The sequence below is a fragment of the Streptomyces sp. NPDC002838 genome (assembly GCF_040295365.1).
Lineage (GTDB): Bacteria > Actinomycetota > Actinomycetes > Streptomycetales > Streptomycetaceae > Streptomyces.
Map to the genome: position 1 here is coordinate 112,085 of NZ_JBEOVF010000005.1, position 22,755 is coordinate 134,839.

A 22,755-nucleotide genomic window follows, 5' to 3' on the forward strand; every position below is an offset into this window, starting at 1 on the left:
GCCGGAACCCGGAGGAGCGAACTAGAACAAGATCCCCTCAGGGGCTTGCGTTCCAGTGGCCTATGGTGTAATTGGCAGCACGACTGATTCTGGTTCAGTTAGTCTTGGTTCGAGTCCAGGTAGGCCAGCTCGCAGAGCTCATCTGCAAAAGCCCCCGTTGTGTAGCGGCCTAGCACGCTGCCCTCTCAAGGCAGTAGCGCCGGTTCGAATCCGGTCGGGGGTACGGATCTCGGTCTTCTGGGATCGCTAGGGCCCCCGTTGTGTAGCGGCCTAGCACGCCGCCCTCTCAAGGCGGTAGCGCCGGTTCGAATCCGGTCGGGGGTACTGACTGGTCTAAACCACATTGGTCTATGGTGTAATTGGCAGCACGACTGATTCTGGTTCAGTTAGTCTTGGTTCGAGTCCAGGTAGACCAGCTCGGACCTGCGGAAACGCAGTGTCCAGGCCCCCGTTGTGTAGCGGCCTAGCACGCCGCCCTCTCAAGGCGGTAGCGCCGGTTCGAATCCGGTCGGGGGTACGCAGATCGATGGGCCTCCACTTCGGTGGGGGCCCATTGGCGTGTCCGGCCTGGCTTCCCGGCCTCACTTCCTGCCGAACCTGCGCCACGGCCGCCTACCTGCTCATCCGGGGAGCCGCTGTAGCGCTCCACCACGTGAACATGCCCCATTTCGGCCTGGGCCGGGCCACCGGGGCCGTGCCGGTCGCCCGGCGCGGCGACGGTGCGGCCGATCGACTCAAGGTGAGGTGAGCGGGGCGGACGTCGGGGACAGGGCCTGCCGCGGCGTTGAGGCGGGTCCTCTTCCCGGTCGCCGGACGCTGGTCAGCCGGTGCGGCGCAGGGCCTCGGAGAGGCGGGCGGCGGCGTCGATGACCGCCTGGGCGTGCATGCGGCCCGGGTGGCGCGTCAGGCGCTCGATGGGGCCGGAGACCGAGACGGCGGCCACCACGCGGTTGGAGGGGCCGCGCACGGGCGCGGAGACGGACGCGACACCCGGCTCGCGCTCGCCGATGGACTGGGCCCAGCCCCGGCGTCGTACGCCGGAGAGCGCCGTGGCCGTGAAGCGGGCGCCCTGGAGGCCGCGGTGCAGGCGCTCCGGCTCCTCCCAGGCCATCAGGATCTGGGCCGAGGAGCCGGCCTTCATCGTGAGCGTCGAGCCGACCGGGACCGTGTCCCGCAGGCCGGACAGGCGCTCCGCCGCGGCGACGCAGATGCGCATGTCGCCCTGGCGGCGGTAGAGCTGCGCGCTCTCGCCCGTGACGTCACGGAGGTGGGTGAGTACCGGGCCGGCGGTGGCGAGGAGACGGTCCTCACCCGCGGCCGCGGCCAGTTCCGCCAGGCGGGGGCCGAGAATGAAACGGCCCTGCATGTCGCGCGCCACCATGCGGTGGTGTTCCAGAGCCACGGCCAGCCGGTGGGCCGTGGGTCGTGCCAGTCCGGTGGCCGAGACCAGACCCGCGAGGGTGGCCGGACCGGACTCCAGAGCGCTCAGGACAAGGGCTGCCTTGTCCAGAACGCCGACGCCGCTACTGTTGTCCATGCAACGATACTCGCGTCTCACTCTGTGAAACGCAAGTTCAATTTTCGGTGGAACACGCCACTCTGGAAGACACAGCGGCCCGCATTTCAGGGGCCCGGCGGCGGATGCCCGGACACAGGGGCGCGGGCGGCCCCGCCACCTCAAGATCTCTAGTTGGGCCGGCGCACCACTTGCCGGCCGGAGGGAAAGCGATGGGTAGGACACTCGCGGAGAAGGTCTGGGACGACCACGTCGTCCGGCGCGCCGAGGGCGAGCCCGACCTCCTCTTCATCGATCTGCACCTGCTGCACGAGGTGACCAGCCCGCAGGCCTTCGACGGCCTCCGCAAGAGCGGTCGCCGGGTGCGCCGGCTCGACCTGACCATCGCCACCGAGGACCACAACACCCCGACCCTGGACATCGACAAGCCGATCGCGGACCCGGTCTCCCGCGTCCAGCTGGAGACGCTGCGCAAGAACTGCGCCGAGTTCGGTGTGCGCCTGCACCCCCTCGGTGACGTCGAGCAGGGCGTCGTGCACGTCGTCGGCCCGCAGCTGGGTCTGACGCAGCCGGGCATGACGGTCGTCTGCGGCGACTCGCACACGTCCACGCACGGCGCCTTCGGCGGTCTGGCCTTCGGCATCGGCACCTCCCAGGTCGAGCACGTGCTGGCCACCCAGACGCTGCCCATGGCCCGCCCGAAGACCATGGCCATCACGGTCAACGGCGAACTGCCCGACAGCGTCACCGCCAAGGACCTGATCCTGGCGATCATCGCCAAGATCGGTACGGGTGGCGGCCAGGGATACGTCCTGGAGTACCGCGGCTCCGCCATCGAGAAGCTCTCGATGGAAGCCCGGATGACCATCTGCAACATGTCGATCGAGGCCGGCGCCCGCGCGGGCATGATCGCCCCCGACGAGACCACCTTCGCGTACCTCGAGGGTCGCCCGCACGCACCCAAGGGCGCGGACTGGGACGCCGCCGTCGCGTACTGGAAGACGCTGAAGACGGACGAGGACGCCGAGTTCGACGCCGAGGTCGTCATCGAGGCCGCCGAACTGTCGCCGTTCGTCACCTGGGGTACCAACCCGGGCCAGGGCGCCCCGCTTTCGGCCCACGTCCCCGACCCTGCTTCGTACGAAGACGCTTCGGAGCGCCTGGCCGCCGAAAAGGCCCTGGAATACATGGGGTTGGAGGCCGGGCAGCCGCTGCGCTCCATCAAGGTGGACACCGTCTTCGTAGGCTCGTGCACCAACGGCCGTATCGAGGACCTGCGCGCCGCCGCGGAGATCATGAAGGACCGCAAAGTCGCCGACGGCGTACGGATGCTGGTCGTCCCGGGCTCCGCGCGTGTGGGTCTGCAGGCCGTTTCCGAGGGGCTGGACGTCGTCTTCAAGGAGGCCGGCGCCGAGTGGCGGCACGCGGGCTGCTCGATGTGTCTGGGCATGAACCCCGACCAGCTGGCCCCCGGTGAGCGCTCCGCGTCCACGTCCAACCGCAACTTCGAGGGCCGGCAGGGCAAGGGCGGTCGTACGCACCTGGTGTCGCCGCAGGTCGCGGCCGCTACGGCGGTGCTGGGCCACCTGGCCTCCCCGGCCGATCTGTCCGACGCCGAGACCCGTACGCCCGCTGGAGTCTGATCAGTCATGGAAGCATTCACCACGCACACCGGCCGGGTCGTCCCGCTGCGCCGCTCCAACGTCGACACCGACCAGATCATCCCTGCTCACTGGCTCAAGAAGGTGACCCGGGACGGGTTCGAGGACGGGCTGTTCGAGGCCTGGCGCAAGGACCCGTCGTTCATCCTCAACCAGCCCGAGCGCAAGGGCGCGACCGTCCTGGTCGCCGGCCCCGACTTCGGCACCGGCTCCTCCCGTGAGCACGCCGTCTGGGCGCTGCAGAACTTCGGCTTCAAGGCCGTCATCTCCTCTCGCTTCGCGGACATCTTCCGCGGCAACTCGCTCAAGAACGGCCTGCTCACGGTGATCGTGGAGCAGAAGACCGTGGATGCGCTGTGGGAGCTCACCGAGAAGGATGCGCAGGCCGAGGTCACTGTTGACCTTGAGGCTCGTGAGGTGCGCGCCGAGGGCATCACGGCCGCCTTCGAGCTCGACGAGAACGCCCGTTGGCGGCTGCTGAACGGCCTCGACGACATCTCCATCACCCTCCAGAACGAGGCCGACATCGCCGCGTACGAGGCCAAGCGGCCGTCGTACAAGCCGCGGACGCTTCAGGCCTGACACGTCAGGGCCGGAACGCGTCGAGTTTCAGCCATCGGAAGATCCCTCAGTACCCCCGATCAGCCCGATCGGGGGTACTGCCGTGTCTGCACCCGAACGGCCCTGCCTGCCTCGACGCGTCATCTCAACTTCCCACGTTACGAGGGCTGTTGTCGGGGTACGCGAGCTGTGTAGCCGTGGCTTCCGCGTGGGCCCGGGAGGCCGTTTGAGGCGGCAGTTGCCCCCTGAGCAGGCGACAACTCGCCCCAGATGGCACAATCTGTGCATGGAACACGACGGCCAACTCGAGCTCTATGCGGCAGTCGCGGACCAACTCAAGGAAGCGCACGCAAGAGTGCGCGCACTGCAAGTCCCGGAGGGCGTACGGATGGCGCTGACCCGGAAGCTGCTGGTCATTACGGCCGCGGCCAAACACGATCTTGCCGAAGCGGCAAGGCGTCTGGAGCGGTTCGTGGCGGACCTCGACGCGGGTCGATTCCCCGAAGAGGAACGCTGAACAGTTCAGGACAGTCGAGTTCGTTGCGGCGCACGGGTGATAAGCCCGTTTCGTGTTTGATTTGCGGTATATATCTGCCTAACGTGCGAAAAAGCTTGAACACTTTCGTTCTGGCGATGTCTCCGAAGGGGAAGACGTGAACAAGGCGCAGCTCGTAGAAGCGATTGCCGACAAGATGGGCGGCCGCCAGCAGGCCGCCGATGCTGTCGACCACGTACTGGACGCCATCGTCCGCGCGGTGGTCGCGGGTGAGCGGGTCTCGGTCACCGGCTTCGGTTCGTTCGAGAAGGTCGACCGCCCGGCTCGGTACGCCCGTAACCCACAGACGGGCGAGCGGGTCCGGGTCAAGAAGACCTCCGTACCGCGCTTCCGCGCGGGCCAGGGTTTCAAGGACCTGGTGAGCGGCTCGAAGAAGCTCCCGCGCGGTGGCGAAGTCGCGGTCAAGAAGGCGCCGAAGGGCAGCCTGACCGGTGCCGCGGCACCGACGGTCAAGAAGGCCGCCGCCAAGAAGACCACCAAGGCGGCCGCGAAGCGGACCACGGCGAAGAAGGCGGCGCCGGCGAAGCGGACCACGGCCGCCGCCAAGAAGGCCGCCGCGAAGAAGACGACCGCCAAGAAGACCACGGCGGCCGCCAAGAAGACCACCGCGGCGAAGAAGACCACCGCCAAGAAGGCGACGGCCAAGAAGGCCCCGGCGAAGAAGGCCCCCGCCAAGAAGTCGACGGGCCGCAAGACCACCGCGAAGAAGGCCACCTCCCGCACCAGGTAGGAGCACAGGGGCACTCACGCGCCGGGCCGGACTCCCCAGGGAGCCCGGCCCGCGGCGCGTCTACGGGGGTTCGGAGCGGGCGTTCAGAGCGTCTGCAGCGTCACGAGGGTGATCCGGGTGCTGTCCTTGGCGCCCTCCACCTCGATCCGCACCCGCTGCCCGGGCCGCAGCAGCCGCAGCCCGCCCGCGTCGAACGCGGCGGCGTCGAAGGGAACGGGGGTGCCGTCGTCGAGCAGCACGCTGCCGCTGCGCGTCTCGGCGTCGTACGTGTATGCGGTCGCCTGCATGACTGCAGCCTACTGCCCGGATATCAGCAGCCGCGCGGCCTGAGCGGCCGTCCGTGGACCCACCCCCAGCGCCAGCGCGGCCCGCAGGTCGTCACCGGTGTCCACGTCCTGTCGTACGGAATCCACCGCGTCGAGGACGAGTTCCACGGCCCCCGAGGCGCGATGGCGGGCCCGGGAATCCGTGCCGAACGCCGGCCGCAATTCCTGGTCCTCCCGGGCGGCCAGCAGAGTGGTGCCCATTGCGGCGGCATCCGGCAGAAAGGCGCGGGGAAATTCCGCGGCCGCGTCCAGGACCCGGGCCAATTCCAGGGGACGCAATGCCGGAAGATCGGCGTTCAGGGCCGCCACTGCGCTTTCGGGGCGGGCTGCGCGGACGACGGCTGCCGCGTGCGCCAGGGCCGCGTTGAGGCCGCCGCTCGGCTCGTCGGCGACGATCCGGGCGCCCAGCGAGCCCAGTTCCCGGCCGGCCAGGGCGTCGTCCGTGACGACTGCCACATCCTTCACCGCCGGGCAGGCCAGCGCGGCCGCCACGGTGTCCTGGGCGAACGCGAGGGCCAGGCCCGGGCGCAGCCCGTCGGCGGCGGTGTCCGAGAGCCTGCTCTTGGCCCGCGCCAGGGGCTTCAGGGGTATGACCAAGGTCCACTGCACGAGCGATCCGTCCCTCTCTTGTCGCGGCCATTGTCACTCAGCCGTCACCAGGGCCATCTGGCGGCCGCAGGCTCGGGGCGTACGGTGTTCTCGACAGACCGGCGGCCTGGGGCGACACTTGTGCGGCCCCCAGGCCCTAGAGGAAGGTGTCCGCGTGCCCCGCCGCAGAATCGGCTTCTGGTACCGCTTCGCAGCGGTGATCTGCAAACCGCCGCTGGTGGTTCTGATCAAGCGGGACTGGCGCGGAATGGAGCATATTCCGGCCGATGGCGGATTTATCACCGCGGTGAACCACAATTCGCACATCGATCCCTTCGCGTACGCGCACTTTCAGTACAACACCGGTCGTGTTCCGCGATTCCTGGCGAAGAGCGGCCTTTTCAAGAAGGGATTCGTGGCCGCCGCGATGCGCGGCACCGGACAGATCCCCGTCTATCGCGAGAGCACCGACGCGCTCAGCGCCTTCCGGGCCGCGATCGTCGCCGTGGAGCGCGGCGAGTGCGTCGCCTTCTACCCCGAGGGCACCCTCACCCGCGACCCGAACGGCTGGCCCATGACCGGCAAGACCGGTGCCGCCCGGGTCGCCCTGCAGACCAAGTGCCCGGTGATCCCGGTCGCCCAGTGGGGCGCCAACGAACTGCTGCCGCCGTACGCCAGGAAGCCCAACCTCCTTCCGCGCAAGACCCACCACGTGCTCGCGGGCCCACCGGTGGACCTCACGCGCTTCTACGACAAGGAGATGACCCCGGAGCTGCTGAAGGAGGCGACGGAGGTCATCATGGCCGCCATCACCCGCCAGCTGGAGCAGATCCGCGGCGAGAAGGCGCCCAGGGCGCCCTACGACCCGCGCCGGGAGCGGATCGAGCAGCGGTGCCGGACGCGGGCGCAGAGCAAGGGCAAGCAGGCAGAAGGGCAGGGCACGTGAGCAAGCCGGTCAAGGCGGCGGTCTTCAGCGCCGGTTCGTGGGGCACGGCGTTCGGCATGGTGCTCGCCGACGCGGGGTGCGAGGTCACCCTGTGGGCACGCCGGGCGGAGGTCGCGGAAGCGATCAACTCCACCCGTACGAACCCCGACTACTTTCCCGGTGTCGAACTGCCGGAGCACATGCGGGCCACCACGGACGCGGCCGAGGCCGCGGCCGGCGCCGACTTGACGGTCCTGTCCGTCCCGTCGCAGACGCTGCGCGCCAACCTCGCCGAGTGGGCACCGCTGCTCGCGCCGAACACGATCCTCGTCTCGCTCATGAAGGGCGTCGAACTCGGTTCCGCCATGCGGATGAGCGAGGTCATCGAGGACGTCGCCAAGGTGGGGCAGAACCGCATCGCCGTGGTCACCGGGCCCAACCTGGCCCGTGAGATCGCCGCGCGGATGCCGGCCGCCGCCGTGGTCGCCTGCACCGACGAGGCCGTCGCCCAGCGGCTCCAGGCCGCCTGCCACACCCCGTACTTCCGGCCGTACACCAACACGGACGTGGTGGGCTGCGAACTGGGCGGCGCCGTCAAGAACGTCATCGGCCTCGCGGTCGGCATCGCGGACGGCATGGGACTCGGCGACAACGCCAAGGGGTCCTTGATCACCCGCGGACTGGCCGAGACCACCCGGCTCGGGCTCGCCATGGGCGCCGACCCGCTCACCTTCTCCGGACTCGCGGGCCTGGGCGACCTGGTGGCGACCTGCTCCTCGCCGCTGTCCCGCAACCACACCTTCGGCACCAACCTCGGCAAGGGTATGACCCTCCAGGAGACCATCGCGGTCACCAAGCAGACCGCCGAGGGCGTCAAGTCCTGTGAGTCCGTGCTGGATCTGGCCCGCCGGCACGGCGTCGACATGCCGATCACGGAGACGGTCGTGGGAATCGTCCATGAGGGCAAGCCCCCGGTGGTGGCTCTCAAGGAGCTGATGTCGCGCAGCGCGAAGCCGGAACGACGCTGAGCTACGGCAACCAAGTGGCCGCCAAGTGGTCGCTGACCAATCGGATACCAGCGGGTACTCTCAACGCGATATGAGCACCGAGAACCTCCCCCAGAGCCCTGAGCAGCCGCCTCGCAAGCCGCGCGTGGCCGTCGTGTTCGGCGGGCGCAGCTCCGAACACGGGATCTCCGTGGTCACCGCCGGCGCCGTCCTCAAGGCCATCGACCGGACGAAGTACGACGTCCTGCCGATCGGCATCACCCAGGACGGCCGCTGGGCGCTCACCGCCGACGAACCGGAACGCATGGCGATCACCGACCGCCGTACGCCCAGCGTCGATCAGCTCGCCGAGTCCAGCGAGGGCGGCGTGGTGCTTCCCGTCGACCCCGGCAACCGCGAAGTCGTCTACAGCGAGCCTGGATCGGTGCCCAAGGCGCTCGGCGAGGTCGACGTGGTCTTCCCCGTCCTGCACGGCCCGTACGGCGAGGACGGCACCCTCCAGGGCCTCCTGGAGCTGTCCGGTGTGCCGTACGTCGGTTCGGGCGTGCTCGCCTCGGCCGTCGGCCAGGACAAGGAGTACATGAAGCGGGTGTTCACCTCCTTCGGGCTCAGGATCGGTCCGTACGTGGTGATCCGGCCGCGTGAGTGGGAGCGCGACGAGCCGGCCGCCCGCAAGAAGATCGTCGACTTCGCCGGCGAGCACGGCTGGCCGCTGTTCGTGAAGCCCGCGCGCGCGGGCTCGTCGATCGGCATCACCAAGGTCGACGACCTGGCGGGGCTCGACGAGGCGATCGCCGAGGCGCGGCGGCACGACCCGAAGATCCTCGTCGAGGCGGCGCTGCGCGGCCGCGAGATCGAGTGCGGGGTGCTGGAGTTCGAGGACGGGCCCCGTGCGAGCGTGCCCTCGGAGATCCCGTCGGCGGACGCGCACGCGTACTACGACTTCGAGGCGAAGTACATCGACTCCACACCCGGTGTCGTGCCCGCCCCGCTGACCGACGAGCAGACCGCCGAGGTGCGGCGGTTCGCGGTGGAGGCCTTCGAGGCCGCGTCCTGCGAGGGCCTGGTCCGCGCGGACTTCTTCCTCACCGAGGACGGCGAGTTCGTGATCAACGAGATCAACACCATGCCCGGCATGACACCGATCTCGATGTACCCGCAGATGTGGCAGGCGAGCGGGGTCAGCTATCCGGAGCTGGTGGACAGGCTGGTGCAGGCGGCGCTGCGCAGGTCGACGGGCCTGCGCTGACCCGGGCCCGCCCTAGTTGGCGATCCCCTCGGGGATCGCCTTCTTCACGGCTGGGGCGAGGTCGACCAGCACTCCGGTGCTGTCCCGTCCCTTCGGCACCGTGACCTCGACGTACGCGCTGCGATTGGCCGTGGTGAAGCGGTATGCGCCGTCCTCCCGCTTCTCCATCAGCCAGTCGACGCCGTTCACGCCGCCGGCGACCGCGTCCGGATCGCCGCCTTCGGCCACCTTGGGGTCGATCATCTTGGGCGGCTGCTCGACACCGCAGCGCAGTATGATCGCCGGGCTTCCCCAGCCCGCCGTCAGCACCGACGCGGGCTCGGGATCCTCGCGGCTCAGACCGTCCAGCTTCGCCGGCAGCGCCTTGTCCAGGTTCTGGCACAGTTTGACGGTCTGTGCACCCGGACTGGGAACCGCCGCCGACGCGTTGTCGTCTGCTGAGGAGCAGCCCGCGGTCGTGATCAGCAGGACGAGCGCGGGCGGCCCGATGAGGATGCGGTGCCGGTGCCGGAAGAAGTTCACCGGCCAAGGGTAGACGGGGGCTACAGATGGACGACCGGGCAGGTCAGGGTGCGAGTGATGCCGTCCACTTGCTGGACCTTGGCGACCACCATGCGGCCGAGATCGTCGACCGTGTCGGCCTGGGCGCGCACGATCACGTCATACGGTCCTGTCACGTCCTCGGCCTGGATGACTCCAGGGATCTTGCTGATCGTTTCGGCGACGGTCGACGCTTTGCCGACCTCCGTCTGGATCAGGATGTACGCCTGTACCACGGAACCTCCAGGGCGGCCACGAGGATCATGTGGGGAAAAGGAACGCCACGGTATCGCGTCGCCGCTCGCCGCGGGGAGACCTGCGGGGACCATGGCACGCGCGCCGGGGTGCGGGCACGACAGAAGTTGACGGTCACCTCGACCGTATCGAGGACACTGGTGACGCGCGAGCGGGCACGGACAGGCACAGAAGGGGCGTAAGGGCAATGAAGGGCACTGTTGGTGAGCTGGGGGAGTTCGGGCTCATCAGGGAGCTCACCTCCCGTCTCACCACCACCCCGGCGGTCCGGGTCGGCCCCGGCGACGACGCCGCGGTGGTCGCCGCGCCCGACCGGCGCGTCGTGGCCAGCACCGACATCCTCCTGGAGGGACGGCACTTCCGCCGCGACTGGTCCACCGCCTACGACGTGGGCCGCAAGGCCGCCGCTCAGAACCTCGCGGACATCGCCGCCATGGGCGCCGTACCGACCGCGCTGCTGCTCGGTCTGGTGGTCCCGGGCGAACTCCCGGTGACCTGGCCGACCGAGCTCATGGACGGCCTGCGCGACGAGTGCCAGGTCGCGGGGGCGTCCGTGGTCGGCGGCGACGTAGTGCGCGGCGACACGATCATGGTGTCCATCACCGCGCTCGGCGACCTGCGCAACAACGAGCCCGTCACGCGGGCGGGCGCGCAGCCCGGCGACATCGTCGCGGTGACCGGCTGGCTGGGCTGGTCCGCGGCCGGCTACGCGGTGCTCTCCCGCGGTTTCCGCTCGCCGCGCGCCTTCGTGGAGGCGCATCGTCGCCCCGAGCCGCCGTACCACGCGGGACCGGCCGCCGCGGGGCTCGGTGCGACCGCGATGTGCGACGTGAGCGACGGGCTGATCGCCGACCTCGGGCACATCGCCGAGGCCAGCAAGGTCCGCATCGACATCCGCTCCGGCGCGATCGACATCCCCTCGCAGATGAACGACATCGGGCAGGCCGTCGGCGTCGACCCCATGCAGTGGGTGCTCACCGGGGGAGAGGACCACGCGATCGTGGCGACCTTCCCGCCGGACGTGAAGCTGCCGGCCCGCTGGAAGGTCATCGGCGAGGTCCTCAACCCCTCGGCGCTGCCCCAGGTGACGGTCGACGGGGCGCCGTGGACCAAGAAGGGCGGCTGGGACCACTTCGGGGACATCGAGTCATGAGTGCGCTGCCTCGGGTTCTCACGGTCGCGGGCTCCGACTCCGGTGGGGGCGCGGGCATTCAGGCCGACCTGAAGACGATGCTCGCGCTCGGCGTGCACGGGATGAGTGTCGTCACGGCGGTCACCGCGCAGAACTCCCTCGGCGTGCAGGGGGCTTGGGAACTGCCGGTGGAGGCGGTGCGGGCGCAGTACCGCAGCGTGGTCGACGACATCGGCGTCCAGGCGGTCAAGACCGGAATGCTGGCCTCGGCCGAACTCGTGGAGCTGGTCGCCGAGTTGATCGGCGGTACGGACGCTCCGGCCGTCGTGGATCCGGTGGGGGTGTCGAAGCACGGGGACGCGCTGCTGGCGGTTTCCGCGCTGGATTCCGTACGGACCAAGCTCCTGCCGGTCGCGACCGTGGCGACGCCGAACCTCGACGAGGTGGCGCAACTGACCGGTGTGCGCGTCGACTCCGAGGCTCGGATGCGCAGGGCCGCGGCGGCTGTGCTGTCGTACGGGCCTCGATGGGTGGTGATCAAGGGAGGTCACCTGCCGGGCGAGGCTGTGGACCTGCTCACCGACGGTTCCGAGGAGCACTGGCTGCGAGCGCCGAGGTACGACAACCGGCACACGCACGGCACGGGGTGCACCCTGGCGTCGGCGATCGCGTCGGGGCTGGCGAAGGGGCAGGCCGTGCCGGAGGCGGTGACGGCGGCGAAGGAGTACGTCACCGGGGCGATCGCGGCCGGGTTCCCGCTGGGGGGCGGGGTCGGGCCGGTGGATCATGGGTGGCGGTTCCGGGGGAGCTCGTAGCCGTTCGGGCACGGCAAAAAGCCGGTCCACACGAGGTGGACCGGCTCTGTGCAGCGAACCAGCAGTGGCCGCGCGCTTAGCTGTGCGTCAGCGCGAGACCTTGCCGGCCTTGATGCACGAGGTGCAAGCGTTCACGCGCTTCGGCGTCCCGCCGACCACGGTACGTACACGCTGGATGTTCGGGTTCCAGCGGCGGGACGTACGGCGGTGCGAGTGCGAGATGTTGTTGCCGAAGCCCGGCCCCTTGCCGCAGACGTCGCAGTTGGCAGCCACGGGTCACTCCAAAGACTTCAGATGCACTTACGGTTGATCCCGGCAGGCCGGGATCGAGATCGTAGGATCAGAGATCTGAGTGGCGTTGCCAGGGGGAGAGCCCGATCGGATCGGGCAACCGGAGCAGCATACAACGACTGCGCCCGTAGAACGAAACTACCATGGCTGCTCAGGGGCCTGCTCCCCGCCCTCTTCCGGCGGACACCGACCCGAGGTCTACGCTGCGTCCCACGTCCAGCAGCTCAGGGAGGCGCAGGTGGCGCAGGTGCCGCAGACATTCTTCGATGCTCTCGCGGTGCGTACCTGGTGCGGTCTCGCGCTGGACGCGCTGGGGCGGGCGCGCGAGGAGATCGACGCGATCAACGTCTATCCCGTGGCCGACGGGGACACCGGCACGAACCTGTATCTGACCGTGGAGTCGGCGGTCGCGGCCATCGAGGCGGTGTTCGCGGGGCACGCGGTGGGGTCCATGGGTGCGGGCACGGGGGCCGGGATGGCTGACCGGCCGCCGCTGGCCGACGCCGTGCGGGCGATGGCCCACGGGGCGCTCATCGGGGCGCGGGGCAACTCCGGGACGATCCTCGCGCAGCTGCTGCGGGGCATGGCACAGGTGCTCGCCGCCGACGGTGAGACGGCTCACACGGACGGACGGGGCCTCGGGCTCGCCCTCAGGCGCGCGGCCGACTCCGCCCGCCAGGCGGTGGCCCATCCCGTCGAGGGCACGGTCCTGACCGTTGCCTCGGCCGCCGCCGACGCGGCCGAGGCAACCGAGGGCGACTGCGCATCCGTGGCCAGGGCGGCCTACGAGGGCGCGCGTGCGGCCCTCGCCGCGACCCCGGCCCAGCTGGCGGTCCTGGAGCGCGCGGGGGTGGTCGACGCCGGGGGGCGGGGGCTGGTGGCGGTCCTCGGGGCGTTGGTGGAGACGTTCACGGGGGAGGCGCAGAGCGGGGCTGTGGGGCCGGTCTCCGGGGTGCACGCGCGCGTGGAGCACGCGGAGGTACGCGACGACGATCAGGTGTCCCACGCGCGCGTGGCCGGGGGTCTGGACGATGTCGGCGAGTGTGCGGAGGGTGGCCCGGAGGGGGGCGGGCCCGCCTTCGAGGTGATCTACCTCCTGGAGGCCGGCGACACGGCCGTGGCGCGGCTGCGGGAGCGGCTCGACGCCCTGGGGGACTCGCTCGTGGTGGTCGGCGGCGACGGACTGTGGAACGTCCATGTGCACGTCGACGACGCCGGGGCCGCCGTGGAGGCGGGCGTCGAGGCCGGGCGGCCGTACCGGATCCGGATCACGCACTTCGGGCTCGGTGACGTGCACACCACCGGCGCCGAGCGGCCGCCCCGGGAGCGGGCCCAGCGCGCCGTCGTGGCCGTCGTGCCCGGCGAGGGCCTGGCCGGGCTCTACGGCGAGGAAGGCGCGACCACCGTGCTCGCTCGCCCCGGGGAGCCGCCCGCGAGCGGCGAGCTCGTGGAGGCCGTACGGCGGGCCCACGCGCGCGAGGTGGTGCTGCTGCCCAACGACGCGGAGCTGCGGCACACCGCGGCCGCTGCGGCAGAGCAGGCCCGGGCGGAGGGCATCCGCGTGGCCCTGATTCCGACGCGCTCCGCGGTCCAGGGGATCGCCGCGCTCGCCGTGCACGCGCCGGAGCGGCGCTTCGACGAGGACGTCGTGACGATGACCTCGGCGGCGGGCGCCACCCGCTACGCCGAGGTGGTCGTCGCGGAACGGCAGTCCTGGACCATGGCCGGCATCTGCCAGGCCGGCGACGTCCTCGGTCTCATCGACGGCGACGTGGCCGTCATCGGCTCGGACGTCACCGCCACCGCCGAAACGGTTCTCGACCGGATGCTCGCGGCCGGCGGCGAACTGGTGACCCTCGTCCTGGGCGACGAGGCCCCCGCGTCCGTCGCCGACCGCCTCGAGGCGCGCGTGCGGGAGTCGTATCTCGCCGTCGACACGGTGGTGTACCGGGGCGGGCGGCAAGGGGCGCTGCTGCTCATCGGGGTCGAGTAGACCCCGACGCCGTCATCCCTCCCGCTCCCCCTGGTCCTCCACGAGCTGCTCCTCCATGAGCTGGAGCATCTGCTCGGCCTCGGTCCGCCGGGACTGCGCGGTCTCATCGTCGGCGTGCCCCTCGCCGTACGCCGCCAGCACCGCACGCGCGCGTGCCGCCGCCCGGGCGCAGGCGCCCAGGTCGGCCTCCAGCCAGCCCGCGGCGAGTTCGGCGCCGGTGCGGCTGTGCCGGGCGTCGTCCCCGAGGGAGCCGAAGACCGAGATCGCCTCCTCCATCTGGGACAGGGCCTCCGCGAGCGTCGCCCGGATGGCGCCGTCGTCGGCGTCCTCGGCGCTGGAACGGGCGAGCAGGTCGCCGAACTGCCGGTGCGTGTGACCGAGCTCGGCGACGATCCGCTGCCGGGCCTCCTCGTCGTCCGCCGCATCCAGCGCCGCCACGCACTCCCGGACGGCGCTCGCCATCAACTCCCGCGCGCTGTTCGCTCCGCCCTGCGAGGGCAGGGCGTCCCGCTCGCTGCCCGCGCCGCCCTCCGTGCCCAGTACGGCTTGTGCGCCCGCAACGCCACCTTCCGTGTCCAGTGCCTCCCGAGCCCCGTCCACCCCGTCCACCCCGTCCTCCACACGCAGTGCGAGCCACGCGCGGGCGCGAAGGGCGCGGACGAGGCCGTGGGTGTTGCCGAGTTCGCGCCAGAGAGTGCCCGCGCGCGTGTAGGCGTGGTCCGCTTCGGCGGGCAGGCCCGCGTGGCCGAGGGATTCCGCGGCGAGGTGGGCGAGGGTGGCGTGGTCGTGCTGTTCGGGCCAGTGCCGGGCGATCTCGGCGGCCTGGAGGCGCCGTTCGGCCGCCGCGCGGTGCTCGCCGAGCTCGCTCAGGCAGTCCCCGAGCCACCACTGCGTCTGGACGATCGCGCCGTCGCCGTGCGTCTGAGCGCTCAGGTCGGCCAGCGCCGACTCCAGCACTTCGGCCGCCTCGGCCCACCGCCCCTGCCGCAGCAGGAACCCGCCGAGCTGTTGCCGGGCCAAGGCGCCGAGCGTGGAGCCCTGCCCGGCCGCGTCGGCCCAGTGCGCCGCCTCCAGGGCGTGCTCGGCGGCCTCCTGAGCCAGCCCCCGGCCGCCGACGACCTCGGCGAGCTGGAGGTGCAGCTGGGCCCGTCCGATCGCCTCCAGGTACGGACCGCCGTGTTCCAGGGCCGCCCGCAGCGCCCGCTCGGCCTCCGCCGTGTCGCCGAGATGGTGCGCGAGTCCGGCCAGCCGGGCCTCGTACTCCACCGCGAACCACGGCAGGCCCGCGCCGACGAACGCCCCCGCGGCCCGCGCGAACAGCTCCGCGGCCGCCTCCACGTCCCCGGTGAGCGTCGCCAGCTCCGCCCGCATCGCCTGCGCCTCGGCGGCCCGCGAGGCGAGCCGTACGTCGTCCCCGGTGTGCCCGTCGACGAGGGCCAGCACTTCCCGGACGGCTGCCTCGGCGTCGGCCAGGGCCGGACCGACCGAGGCGCCGTCGGCCGCCGGGGAACCGTCGGTCTCGTGCACCCGCCGCATCAGGATCCGCGCCCGCCCCATCAGCACGGACGCCGTCTGCCGTACGCCGGTGCCGCCCTCGGCGTAGAGCGCGAGGACCTCGTCGTACGGCTCGGCGACCGTCGCGAGCGCCTCGTCCACCCGGCCGGTGAGGGCGCGTACGTAGGCCGCACGCGCGTGTGCCGCCAGTGCCTCCCCGGGGTCGCCCGCCTGCGCGTACAGTCCGGCGGCGCGCTCGAACAGCTCGGCGCCCTCCGGGCCGAGGTCCATCGCCTCGTGCTCGGCGATCTCCGCCCGGTCGCGTGCGTCCAGTTCGATGCCCTGCGCCGCCCGGGAGACGGCCGCCCAGGCCTCTACGGCGTTCGGCTGCAGGGTGTCCGACAGCCGCCGCGCCTCGGCCAGCAGCGCGGGCAGATCGGGCTCCTCCGTGGCCACGGCGACCGGCGGCGGTGCCACCGCGGGCGTGGCGGACGGCCGCGCCGAGCGCACGCCCAGGGGCAGCCGCTCCACCAACGGCCGCTGCGCCATACGCGCGCGTGCCCGCTCGCTCACGTGTGCCGTGCTGTTGCGCGCGTCGAAGCGGGCGGCCAGCGCGAGGGCCTCCCCGCGCGCGTGGGCGGCGAGTTCCCGCGCGGTCCACGCCCGGTCGGCCGGCCCCGGCACCCGCTGGTCACCGAGCCCGAGCTCGGTCAGGCGGTCCATGAGCAGCGCGACCACGGCCATGAAATCCAGCTTGCTGCGCGGATGCCCGCCGTCCGTGAAGTACGCCGGCCGCTCCGCGAGCAGCTCCAGACCGCGCGCCTCGTTGCCGGTCAGCACGCAGAACTCGACGTGGTCCGCGTACGCGCTCCGCATGCTCTCCATGGCCCTCACGAGCCGGAAGCCGCGCAGATGGTGGGCGCGCGCCTCGTCCACGCGGCCCAGCCGCAGCAGCGGCGCCAGGGAGGACGCGAGCACCGTGTGCGGCTCGTGGGCGCACGTGAACTCGCCCTCCAGAACCGGCTCCCACAGCCGCAGCGCCTCCTCGTCCCGGCCGCGCTCCGCCTGCCACCAGCCCTGCCCGTGCAGCTCGCAGGCGTGACAGTCGGCCATGGCGTCCCGGTCGGCGGCCAGCCACGCGGCGTACGCCCGCTCGGCCCGCGCCACGTCCCCGATGTGCGCGGCCACGCTGAACTCGGCACCGCGCACGGCCCGTTCGGAGTGCCCGGCGAGCCGGTAGCGGTGCTCCATCTCGCCGAGCCACTTCTCGATGGAGGCGAGCGGGATGTGCGGCTGGTCGAGCATGCCGGACGACATCCACTTGAAGACCCAGTGCAGCGAGTGCACCTCGTACTCGTCGAAGTCCTCGGGCCGCTCGTCCCACATGCGCAGCAGGCGCGCGAAGGGGACGAACATCTTGTCCTTCTCGGAGCTGTAGTTGTAGACCTTCAGCTGGTGTCCGAGCGCCTCGATCACCGCCAGCGGGATGTTCAGCTTCTCGGCCTCGGCGAGCAGCTGCTCCGCGCGCGCGTTGCGGGCGGGTCCCTCCGGCTGCTCGGAGTTCTCCGCCATCGCCCGGCGCAGGGCGTCGAAGTCCGCGATCTCACTCATCAGTGACTGCCCCCCGTGGAGTCGGAGTCGCCGTGCGTGGCCCATTCCAGGAGGCTGATGAACGCCCGGTTCAGCAGCGCCGAATCGGCCGCCCTCAGCGGCCGTTGCGCCATCAGCAGCGCCTGCCCGTACAGGGACTCCGTGGCGGTGCCGATCAGCTCCGGCTCGCGCAGGGAACTGATGCGCCGGATCAGCGGGTTGAGGTGGTTGAGCACCAGACGCGCGCGGGGGGCGCTGCCCCGCAGCGAGCCGAGGATGCCCGCCCACAGGTCGTCGGCCTGCTCCTGGGCCTCCGCCCGGGCCTGCTCGTGCCGGGCCGCCCGGTCGTCCAGGTGCAGCGCGGGCACGGACAGGGGATGGAAGGCGCGCAGTACGACGTCACAGCCCAGGGGGTCGAGCTTCGCCCGCGCGGCCGCCAGGAAGCCGGACAGGGCCAGCTCCTCGGCCGGATCGACCGTGTCCAGATGGGCGGTCACGGTGTCGGCGTCCAGCTCCGCGACCACCGTGCCCGGCCGCACCGACGGCAGCGCCTCGATCAGCTCGCTGTCGTACGTGTAACCGCCGTTGATCACCCCGACGCCCTGCGCGGACGCGATCGGCGCGACCTGCCGGTACTCCTCGACCGTCCGCGTGAAGTGCACCACCGGGTGGCGCTGCGCGAACTCCTCCAGGGACAGCCGCCCGTCGGTCGTCTCGAAGGGCAGCCACGGCAGCATCGTGCGCAGCATCTCCTTGTCGTGCCGCGCCAGGGACTTCACGCCCAGGTGGTGCACGGACAGGAAGGCCGCGAGCCGTTCCGGATCGCCGGCCGCGAGGCCCGTCAGCCAGGACCGAATCCTTTCGCCCAGCGTCTCCCGTACGGCGGCCAGCGTCTCGTCCTCGTACAGCGACTCGCGCGAGGCCGTGGGCCGCAGACTGTCGGTGTCCAGGACACAGCGTACGAAGAACGCCCAGTCGGGCAGCAGCTGTTCGGCCCGCTCGGTCAGCAGCATGCCCTTGAGATGCACCCGATGACCCGCGTGCTGGGCCGGGCTGACCGCCGACGGCAGGACGTACGCCACCCCGCGAATGCCCGCCAGCGGCACGTCCAGCTCGATCGCGTCCAGCGGACTGAAGCCGAACAGTTCGTGACAGTGCCGCGCCAGGGCCACCCGCCGGGTGGCGGGGCTCGGATACGGCCGGTCCCAGGGCGCGGGCAGGTCGGTGACCGCCTCCTCGCCCACCCGCACGTCGTACGGCAGCAGCGAGCCGAAATCCCGCGCCAGTGTGAGGACACGCTGCGGCGCGAGCCACTCCCCGGCCCCGGCCCGCGCCACCAGGTGCACGGAGGTGCCCGGTTCCGGACGGGCCTCGTCCGGCAGCGTCCGCACGGTGTACGAACCGTCGTCGCTCGCCGTCCACTCAACGGGCGGGGCACCCGGCGTACGGGCGCTGCGGCTGACCACCCGGATCCGCTCGGCGACCACGAAGCAGGCGAGCAGCCCGATGCCGAACTGCCCGAGAAAGTCGGAGCGGGCCTCCTGCAACCCGTCGGCACGCTTGGAACTGCGCCCGATCGTCGCCAAAAGGTTGTGCACGTCCGCCTCGGTGAGCCCCACACCCGTGTCCTCGACACGCAGGGTCCCGCCCTCGGCGTACAGCCGCACGCGGGCCGGGGCGTCGGGCTGCTCGGCCCGCCGGGCGGTGATCGCGTCCACCGCGTTCTGCAACAACTCGCGCAGATAGACCTTGGGACTGGAGTAGAGGTGATGGGAGAGCAGGTCCACCAAACCGCGCAGGTCGACCTGGAACGTATGAGGTGACTGGGGTGATCGGGATGCCTGGGATGACTGTGAGGTCTGGGAGTCCATCATCACAGCGCCGGTGGGGGGACGGGCGACGGCGCGGGGTCGGGCGGTCCGTGTGAGGCGGAGACCGCGGGGGATGGCCGGAGCGCGCCATCCTAGGGCCCGAACGAGCCGTCTGACCAGGGATTTCCCGGACGTATACGGCCATTGTCAGTGGTGTGGTGTGCAATGGATCTCGTGCCCGCACTGCAAGAACCACTAGAACAGCCATTGAAGTCAGTGCTCGGCCCCGCCACCGCGAAGGTGATGGCCGAGCATCTCGGCCTGCACACCGTCGGCGACCTCCTGCACCACTACCCGCGCAGATACGAGGAGCGCGGCCAGCTCACCCACCTCGCCGACCTCCCCATGGACGAGCACGTCACGGTGGTCGCCCAGGTCGCCGACGCCCGCCTGCACACCTTCGCCTCCGCCAAGGCACCCCGCGGCAAGGGCCAGCGCCTGGAAGTCACGATCACGGACGGCAGCGGCCGCCTCCAACTCGTCTTCTTCGGCCATGGCGTCCACAAGCCCCACAAGGAGCTCCTCCCGGGCACGCGCGCGATGTTCGCGGGCAAGGTCTCCGTCTTCAACCGCCGTCTGCAACTGGCACATCCGGCATACGAGTTGCTGCGCGGAGATTCCGAGGAAGCCGTCGACACCTGGGCCGGCGCGCTCATCCCGATCTACCCCGCGACCGCCAAGCTGGAGTCCTGGAAGATCGGCAAGGCGATCCAGACGGTGCTGCCCAGCGCCCAGGAAGCCGTCGACCCCCTCCCTGACCCGCTCCGCGAGGGCCGCGCCCTGGTCTCCCTCCCCGAGGCGCTGCTGAAGATCCACCGCCCGCACACCAAGGCGGACATCGCCGACGCCCGCGACCGCCTCAAGTGGGACGAGGCCTTCGTCCTCCAGGTCGCCCTCGCCCGCCGCCGCCACGCCGACGCCCAACTCCCGGCGGTCCCCCGCAAACCCAAGCCGGACGGCCTCCTCACGGCCTTCGACGACCGCCTCCCCTTCACCCTCACCGAGGGGCAGCAGAGGGTCTCCGGGGAGATCTTCGACGACCTCGCGACCGAGCATCCGATGCACCGGCTGCTCCAGGGGGAGGTCGGCTCCGGGAAGACGCTGGTGGCCCTCCGCGCCATGCTCGCCACAGTCGACGCCGGCGGTCAGGCGGCGATGCTCGCGCCCACCGAGGTGCTCGCCCAGCAGCATCACCGCTCGGTCGTCGAGATGATGGGCGAGCTGGCCGAGGGAGGGATGCTGGGCGGGGCCGAGCAGGCCACCAAGGTGGTGCTGCTCACCGGGTCGATGGGGGCCGCCGCCCGGCGGCAGGCGCTGCTCGACCTGGTCACCGGAGAGGCCGGGATCGTGATCGGCACGCATGCGCTGATCGAGGACAAGGTGCAGTTCCACGACCTCGGACTGGTCGTCGTCGACGAACAGCACCGCTTCGGCGTCGAGCAGCGCGACGCCCTGCGCGGCAAGGGCAAACAGCCGCCGCATCTGCTGGTCATGACCGCCACGCCCATCCCGCGCACGGTCGCCATGACCGTCTTCGGCGACCTGGAGACCTCCGTCCTCGACCAGCTCCCGGCCGGCCGTTCGCCCATCGCCAGCCATGTCGTCCCGGCCGCCGACAAGCCCCACTTCCTGACCAGGGCCTGGGAGCGCGTACGCGAGGAGGTGGGGAACGGCCATCAGGCGTACGTCGTCTGCCCGCGCATCGGCGACGAGGACGAGGACACCAAGGCCGCCAAGAAGAAGACCCCCGAGGACGAGGCCGAGAAGCGCCCGCCGCTCGCCGTGCTCGACGTGGCCGACCAGCTCGCCAAGGGGCCCCTGCAGGGCCTCAAGGTGGAGGTCCTGCACGGCCGTATGCAGCCCGACGACAAGGACGCGGTCATGCGCCGCTTCGCCGCCGGCGAGACCGACGTCCTGGTCGCCACGACGGTCATCGAGGTCGGTGTCAACGTGCCCAACGCCACGGTGATGGTGATCATGGACGCCGACCGCTTCGGCGTCTCCCAGCTGCACCAGCTGCGCGGCCGGGTGGGCCGCGGCTCGGCAGCCGGCCTGTGCCTGCTGGTCACGGAGATGCCCGAGGCGAGCCCGGCCCGCCAGCGGCTGAACTCCGTGGCCGCCACCCTCGACGGCTTCGAACTCTCCCGCATCGACCTCGAGCAGCGCCGCGAGGGCGACGTCCTCGGCCAGGCCCAGTCCGGCACCCGCTCCTCCCTGCGGATGCTGGCCGTCATCGACGACGAGGAGATCATCGCCGAGGCCCGCGAGGAGGCCGCCCGGGTCGTGGCCGCCGACCCGGACCTGGAACACCTGCCCGCCCTGCGCACCGCGCTGGACGCGTTGCTGGACGAGGAGAGGGAGCAGTACCTGGAGAAGGGCTGACAGACTGGGACCGGCACCACCTGGGCACAAACCAGGGCGCCCACCGGAGCACACCGACAAGGACCGAGGAACAGAGGACATGACCCGCGTGATCGCCGGCCGGGCCGGCGGACGCCGTCTGGCCGTCCCGCCCGGACACGGGACCCGCCCCACCTCCGACCGCGCGCGCGAGGGCCTGTTCTCCACCTGGCAGTCCCTGCTCGGCGGCCCCCTCGACGGCGAGCGGGTCCTCGACCTGTACGCCGGTTCCGGCGCCGTCGGCCTGGAGGCCCTGTCCCGCGGCGCCGGCCACACCCTGCTCGTCGAGGCCGACGCCCGGGCGGCCCGCACCGTCCGGGAGAACGTGAAGAACCTGGGCCTGCCCGGCGCCGAGGTCCGCGCGGGCAAGGCCCGGCAGATCATCCAGACGCCGCCGCAGCAGCCGTACGACCTCGTCTTCCTCGACCCCCCGTACGCCGTCTCGGACGACGATCTTCGCGAGATTCTGCTCACACTCCGTACAGAAGGGTGGCTCGCGCCCGACGCCCTCGTCACCGTGGAGCGCAGCACCAGAGGTGGCGAATTCCGTTGGCCGGACGGTTTCGAAGCGATCCGGGCCCGTCGCTACGGCGAGGGAACGTTTTGGTACGGTCGCGCCGCCTCTACGTGCGAAGACGCACGATGACCGGACCGGAGAGCGAGGGAACCCAAGTGCGCCGCGCCGTCTGTCCCGGGTCGTTCGACCCCATCACCAACGGACATCTCGACATCATCGCCCGCGCCTCCCGTCTGTACGACGAGGTCTACGTGGCGGTGATGATCAACAAGGCCAAGAAGGGCCTGTTCGAGATCGAGGAGCGGATCGACCTGATCCGCCAGGTCACCACCGAGTACGAGAACGTCCGCGTCGAGGCCTTCCACGGCCTCCTCGTCGACTTCTGCAAGGAGCGCGACATCCCGGCCATCGTCAAGGGCCTGCGGGCGGTCAGCGACTTCGACTACGAGCTGCAGATGGCCCAGATGAACAACGGCCTCACGGGTGTCGAGACGCTCTTCGTCCCGACCAACCCCACCTACAGCTTCCTCTCCTCCTCCCTGGTCAAGGAGGTCGCGACCTGGGGCGGAGACGTCTCCCACCTGGTGCCTCCGGCGGTCTTCGAGGCCCTCACCCGGCGCCTGAAGAAGGACTGACCCGGACACCCGGTCACTGACGGCCCGTCACCCGCTGTCCGACGGCAACCTCATGGCCGTACAGTCGTCCCGTCCGTCTCCAACACAGCAGTAGAGAGTGGCG

General features: G+C 71.1%; 21 protein-coding genes and 5 tRNA genes. 18 read left to right on the forward strand and 8 right to left on the reverse strand.

Features of this window, described 5'->3' with window-relative positions:
* The first annotated feature begins 56 nt into the window (after positions 1-56).
* The 5 genes from ABT063_RS09095 (at position 57) to ABT063_RS09115 (ending at position 517) form a co-directional block, all read left to right on the forward strand.
* Positions 57-128: transfer RNA gene (locus tag ABT063_RS09095), tRNA-Gln, on the forward strand.
* A 22-nt stretch (positions 129-150) separates the two neighbouring features.
* A tRNA-Glu gene (locus tag ABT063_RS09100) sits at positions 151-223 on the forward strand.
* A 28-nt stretch (positions 224-251) separates the two neighbouring features.
* Positions 252-324, forward strand: a tRNA-Glu gene (locus tag ABT063_RS09105).
* A 20-nt stretch (positions 325-344) separates the two neighbouring features.
* A tRNA-Gln gene (locus ABT063_RS09110) sits at positions 345-416 on the forward strand.
* Positions 417-444: 28 nt separating this feature from the next.
* Positions 445-517 (forward strand) — tRNA-Glu (locus ABT063_RS09115).
* 303 nt (positions 518-820) lie between these two features.
* On the opposite strand, the gene ndgR is transcribed toward ABT063_RS09115, so the two are convergent.
* The gene (ndgR, locus tag ABT063_RS09120; RefSeq protein ID WP_031485194.1) at positions 821-1,537 is read right to left on the reverse strand and encodes an IclR family transcriptional regulator NdgR; all 717 of its coding nucleotides are present in this window, start codon (positions 1,535-1,537) and stop codon (positions 821-823) included.
* A gap of 191 nt (positions 1,538-1,728) precedes the next feature.
* Here ndgR and leuC point away from each other — a divergent pair, with 191 nt between their 5' ends.
* The 4 genes from leuC to ABT063_RS09140 all read left to right on the forward strand — a co-directional run bounded on the left by leuC (position 1,729) and on the right by ABT063_RS09140 (position 5,024).
* On the forward strand, positions 1,729-3,159 hold the full coding sequence (gene leuC, locus ABT063_RS09125) for a 3-isopropylmalate dehydratase large subunit (protein ID WP_351056556.1): 1,431 nt from the start codon (positions 1,729-1,731) through the stop codon (positions 3,157-3,159).
* Positions 3,160-3,165: 6 nt separating this feature from the next.
* Positions 3,166-3,759: a 3-isopropylmalate dehydratase small subunit gene (leuD, locus tag ABT063_RS09130; protein ID WP_351056557.1), complete on the forward strand. Its 594-nt coding sequence runs from the start codon at positions 3,166-3,168 to the stop codon at positions 3,757-3,759.
* Positions 3,760-4,024: 265 nt separating this feature from the next.
* Positions 4,025-4,255, forward strand: coding sequence for an SCO5555 family protein (locus ABT063_RS09135; protein ID WP_351056558.1), 231 nt, complete (start codon positions 4,025-4,027; stop codon positions 4,253-4,255).
* A 136-nt stretch (positions 4,256-4,391) separates the two neighbouring features.
* On the forward strand, positions 4,392-5,024 hold the full coding sequence (locus ABT063_RS09140; RefSeq protein WP_351056560.1) for an HU family DNA-binding protein: 633 nt from the start codon (positions 4,392-4,394) through the stop codon (positions 5,022-5,024).
* Positions 5,025-5,107: 83 nt separating this feature from the next.
* Here ABT063_RS09140 and ABT063_RS09145 read toward each other — a convergent pair whose 3' ends face one another.
* The gene (locus tag ABT063_RS09145) at positions 5,108-5,311 is read right to left on the reverse strand and encodes a hypothetical protein (protein ID WP_351056561.1); all 204 of its coding nucleotides are present in this window, start codon (positions 5,309-5,311) and stop codon (positions 5,108-5,110) included.
* Positions 5,312-5,320: 9 nt separating this feature from the next.
* Positions 5,321-5,959, reverse strand: a complete 639-nt coding sequence (gene cofC / locus ABT063_RS09150) for a 2-phospho-L-lactate guanylyltransferase (RefSeq protein ID WP_351056562.1) — start codon at positions 5,957-5,959, stop codon at positions 5,321-5,323.
* 154 nt (positions 5,960-6,113) lie between these two features.
* On the opposite strand from cofC, the gene ABT063_RS09155 reads away from it, so the two are divergent.
* The 3 genes from ABT063_RS09155 to ABT063_RS09165 all read left to right on the forward strand — a co-directional run bounded on the left by ABT063_RS09155 (position 6,114) and on the right by ABT063_RS09165 (position 9,119).
* A complete protein-coding gene (locus ABT063_RS09155; RefSeq protein ID WP_351056563.1) occupies positions 6,114-6,884 on the forward strand; it encodes a lysophospholipid acyltransferase family protein in 771 nt (256 codons plus the stop codon).
* The gene (locus tag ABT063_RS09160) at positions 6,881-7,891 is read left to right on the forward strand and encodes an NAD(P)H-dependent glycerol-3-phosphate dehydrogenase (RefSeq protein WP_351056564.1); all 1,011 of its coding nucleotides are present in this window, start codon (positions 6,881-6,883) and stop codon (positions 7,889-7,891) included. The genes ABT063_RS09155 and ABT063_RS09160 overlap by 4 nt, the downstream gene beginning before the upstream one ends.
* Before the next feature lie 70 nt (positions 7,892-7,961).
* Positions 7,962-9,119 (forward strand): D-alanine--D-alanine ligase family protein, encoded by a 1,158-nt coding sequence (locus ABT063_RS09165; protein ID WP_351056565.1) that lies wholly within the window; start codon positions 7,962-7,964, stop codon positions 9,117-9,119.
* A 12-nt stretch (positions 9,120-9,131) separates the two neighbouring features.
* Here the strand turns inward: ABT063_RS09165 and ABT063_RS09170 are convergent, their stop codons facing one another.
* Positions 9,132-9,641 carry a DUF3515 domain-containing protein gene (locus ABT063_RS09170; RefSeq protein ID WP_351056566.1) on the reverse strand — a complete coding sequence of 170 codons (510 nt, stop codon included), beginning with the start codon at positions 9,639-9,641 and terminating at the stop codon, positions 9,132-9,134.
* A 20-nt stretch (positions 9,642-9,661) separates the two neighbouring features.
* Entirely contained in the window at positions 9,662-9,895 is a 234-nt protein-coding gene (locus ABT063_RS09175; protein ID WP_003997603.1) for an Lrp/AsnC family transcriptional regulator, read from the reverse strand.
* A 206-nt stretch (positions 9,896-10,101) separates the two neighbouring features.
* On the opposite strand from ABT063_RS09175, the gene ABT063_RS09180 reads away from it, so the two are divergent.
* Together ABT063_RS09180 and thiD are read left to right on the forward strand one after the other, a co-directional pair.
* Positions 10,102-11,067 (forward strand): thiamine-phosphate kinase, encoded by a 966-nt coding sequence (locus tag ABT063_RS09180; RefSeq protein WP_095749709.1) that lies wholly within the window; start codon positions 10,102-10,104, stop codon positions 11,065-11,067.
* Positions 11,064-11,861 (forward strand): bifunctional hydroxymethylpyrimidine kinase/phosphomethylpyrimidine kinase, encoded by a 798-nt coding sequence (gene thiD, locus ABT063_RS09185; protein ID WP_351056567.1) that lies wholly within the window; start codon positions 11,064-11,066, stop codon positions 11,859-11,861. Before ABT063_RS09180 ends, thiD begins: the two co-directional genes overlap by 4 nt.
* A gap of 87 nt (positions 11,862-11,948) precedes the next feature.
* On the opposite strand, the gene rpmB is transcribed toward thiD, so the two are convergent.
* Positions 11,949-12,134 carry a 50S ribosomal protein L28 gene (gene rpmB, locus ABT063_RS09190; protein ID WP_003993230.1) on the reverse strand — a complete coding sequence of 62 codons (186 nt, stop codon included), beginning with the start codon at positions 12,132-12,134 and terminating at the stop codon, positions 11,949-11,951.
* Between the two features lie 256 nt (positions 12,135-12,390).
* Between rpmB and ABT063_RS09195 the strand changes: the two genes are divergently transcribed.
* A complete protein-coding gene (locus tag ABT063_RS09195) occupies positions 12,391-14,145 on the forward strand; it encodes a DAK2 domain-containing protein (protein ID WP_351056568.1) in 1,755 nt (584 codons plus the stop codon).
* A gap of 12 nt (positions 14,146-14,157) precedes the next feature.
* On the opposite strand, the gene ABT063_RS09200 is transcribed toward ABT063_RS09195, so the two are convergent.
* Complete coding sequence (locus tag ABT063_RS09200) at positions 14,158-17,250, reverse strand: tetratricopeptide repeat protein (RefSeq protein WP_351056569.1); 3,093 nt, start codon at positions 17,248-17,250, stop codon at positions 14,158-14,160.
* Entirely contained in the window at positions 17,250-19,100 is a 1,851-nt protein-coding gene (locus ABT063_RS09205; protein WP_351056570.1) for an HSP90 family protein, read from the reverse strand. Before ABT063_RS09205 ends, ABT063_RS09200 begins: the two co-directional genes overlap by 1 nt.
* 165 nt (positions 19,101-19,265) lie before the next feature.
* Here ABT063_RS09205 and recG point away from each other — a divergent pair, with 165 nt between their 5' ends.
* The 3 genes from recG (at position 19,266) to coaD (ending at position 22,652) form a co-directional block, all read left to right on the forward strand.
* A complete protein-coding gene (gene recG / locus ABT063_RS09210; RefSeq protein WP_351056571.1) occupies positions 19,266-21,482 on the forward strand; it encodes an ATP-dependent DNA helicase RecG in 2,217 nt (738 codons plus the stop codon).
* 79 nt (positions 21,483-21,561) lie between these two features.
* On the forward strand, positions 21,562-22,146 hold the full coding sequence (gene rsmD, locus ABT063_RS09215) for a 16S rRNA (guanine(966)-N(2))-methyltransferase RsmD (protein WP_351056572.1): 585 nt from the start codon (positions 21,562-21,564) through the stop codon (positions 22,144-22,146).
* A 26-nt stretch (positions 22,147-22,172) separates the two neighbouring features.
* Positions 22,173-22,652 carry a pantetheine-phosphate adenylyltransferase gene (gene coaD, locus ABT063_RS09220; RefSeq protein ID WP_351056709.1) on the forward strand — a complete coding sequence of 160 codons (480 nt, stop codon included), beginning with the start codon at positions 22,173-22,175 and terminating at the stop codon, positions 22,650-22,652.
* The last annotated feature ends 103 nt before the right edge of the window (positions 22,653-22,755 follow it).

What these genes read in the sequence shown, in the direction of transcription:
- ndgR (WP_031485194.1), bottom strand. Translation starts at nt 1,537, where the DNA reads ATGGACAACAGTAGCGGCGTCGGCGTTCTGGACAAGGCAGCCCTTGTC.
- leuC (WP_351056556.1), top strand. Translation starts at nt 1,729, where the DNA reads ATGGGTAGGACACTCGCGGAGAAGGTCTGGGACGACCACGTCGTCCGG.
- leuD (WP_351056557.1), top strand. Translation starts at nt 3,166, where the DNA reads ATGGAAGCATTCACCACGCACACCGGCCGGGTCGTCCCGCTGCGCCGC.
- ABT063_RS09135 (WP_351056558.1), top strand. Translation starts at nt 4,025, where the DNA reads ATGGAACACGACGGCCAACTCGAGCTCTATGCGGCAGTCGCGGACCAA.
- ABT063_RS09145 (WP_351056561.1), bottom strand. Translation starts at nt 5,311, where the DNA reads ATGCAGGCGACCGCATACACGTACGACGCCGAGACGCGCAGCGGCAGC.
- ABT063_RS09165 (WP_351056565.1), top strand. Translation starts at nt 7,962, where the DNA reads ATGAGCACCGAGAACCTCCCCCAGAGCCCTGAGCAGCCGCCTCGCAAG.
- ABT063_RS09180 (WP_095749709.1), top strand. Translation starts at nt 10,102, where the DNA reads ATGAAGGGCACTGTTGGTGAGCTGGGGGAGTTCGGGCTCATCAGGGAG.
- thiD (WP_351056567.1), top strand. Translation starts at nt 11,064, where the DNA reads ATGAGTGCGCTGCCTCGGGTTCTCACGGTCGCGGGCTCCGACTCCGGT.
- ABT063_RS09200 (WP_351056569.1), bottom strand. Translation starts at nt 17,250, where the DNA reads ATGAGTGAGATCGCGGACTTCGACGCCCTGCGCCGGGCGATGGCGGAG.
- ABT063_RS09205 (WP_351056570.1), bottom strand. Translation starts at nt 19,100, where the DNA reads ATGGACTCCCAGACCTCACAGTCATCCCAGGCATCCCGATCACCCCAG.
- recG (WP_351056571.1), top strand. Translation starts at nt 19,266, where the DNA reads ATGGATCTCGTGCCCGCACTGCAAGAACCACTAGAACAGCCATTGAAG.
- rsmD (WP_351056572.1), top strand. Translation starts at nt 21,562, where the DNA reads ATGACCCGCGTGATCGCCGGCCGGGCCGGCGGACGCCGTCTGGCCGTC.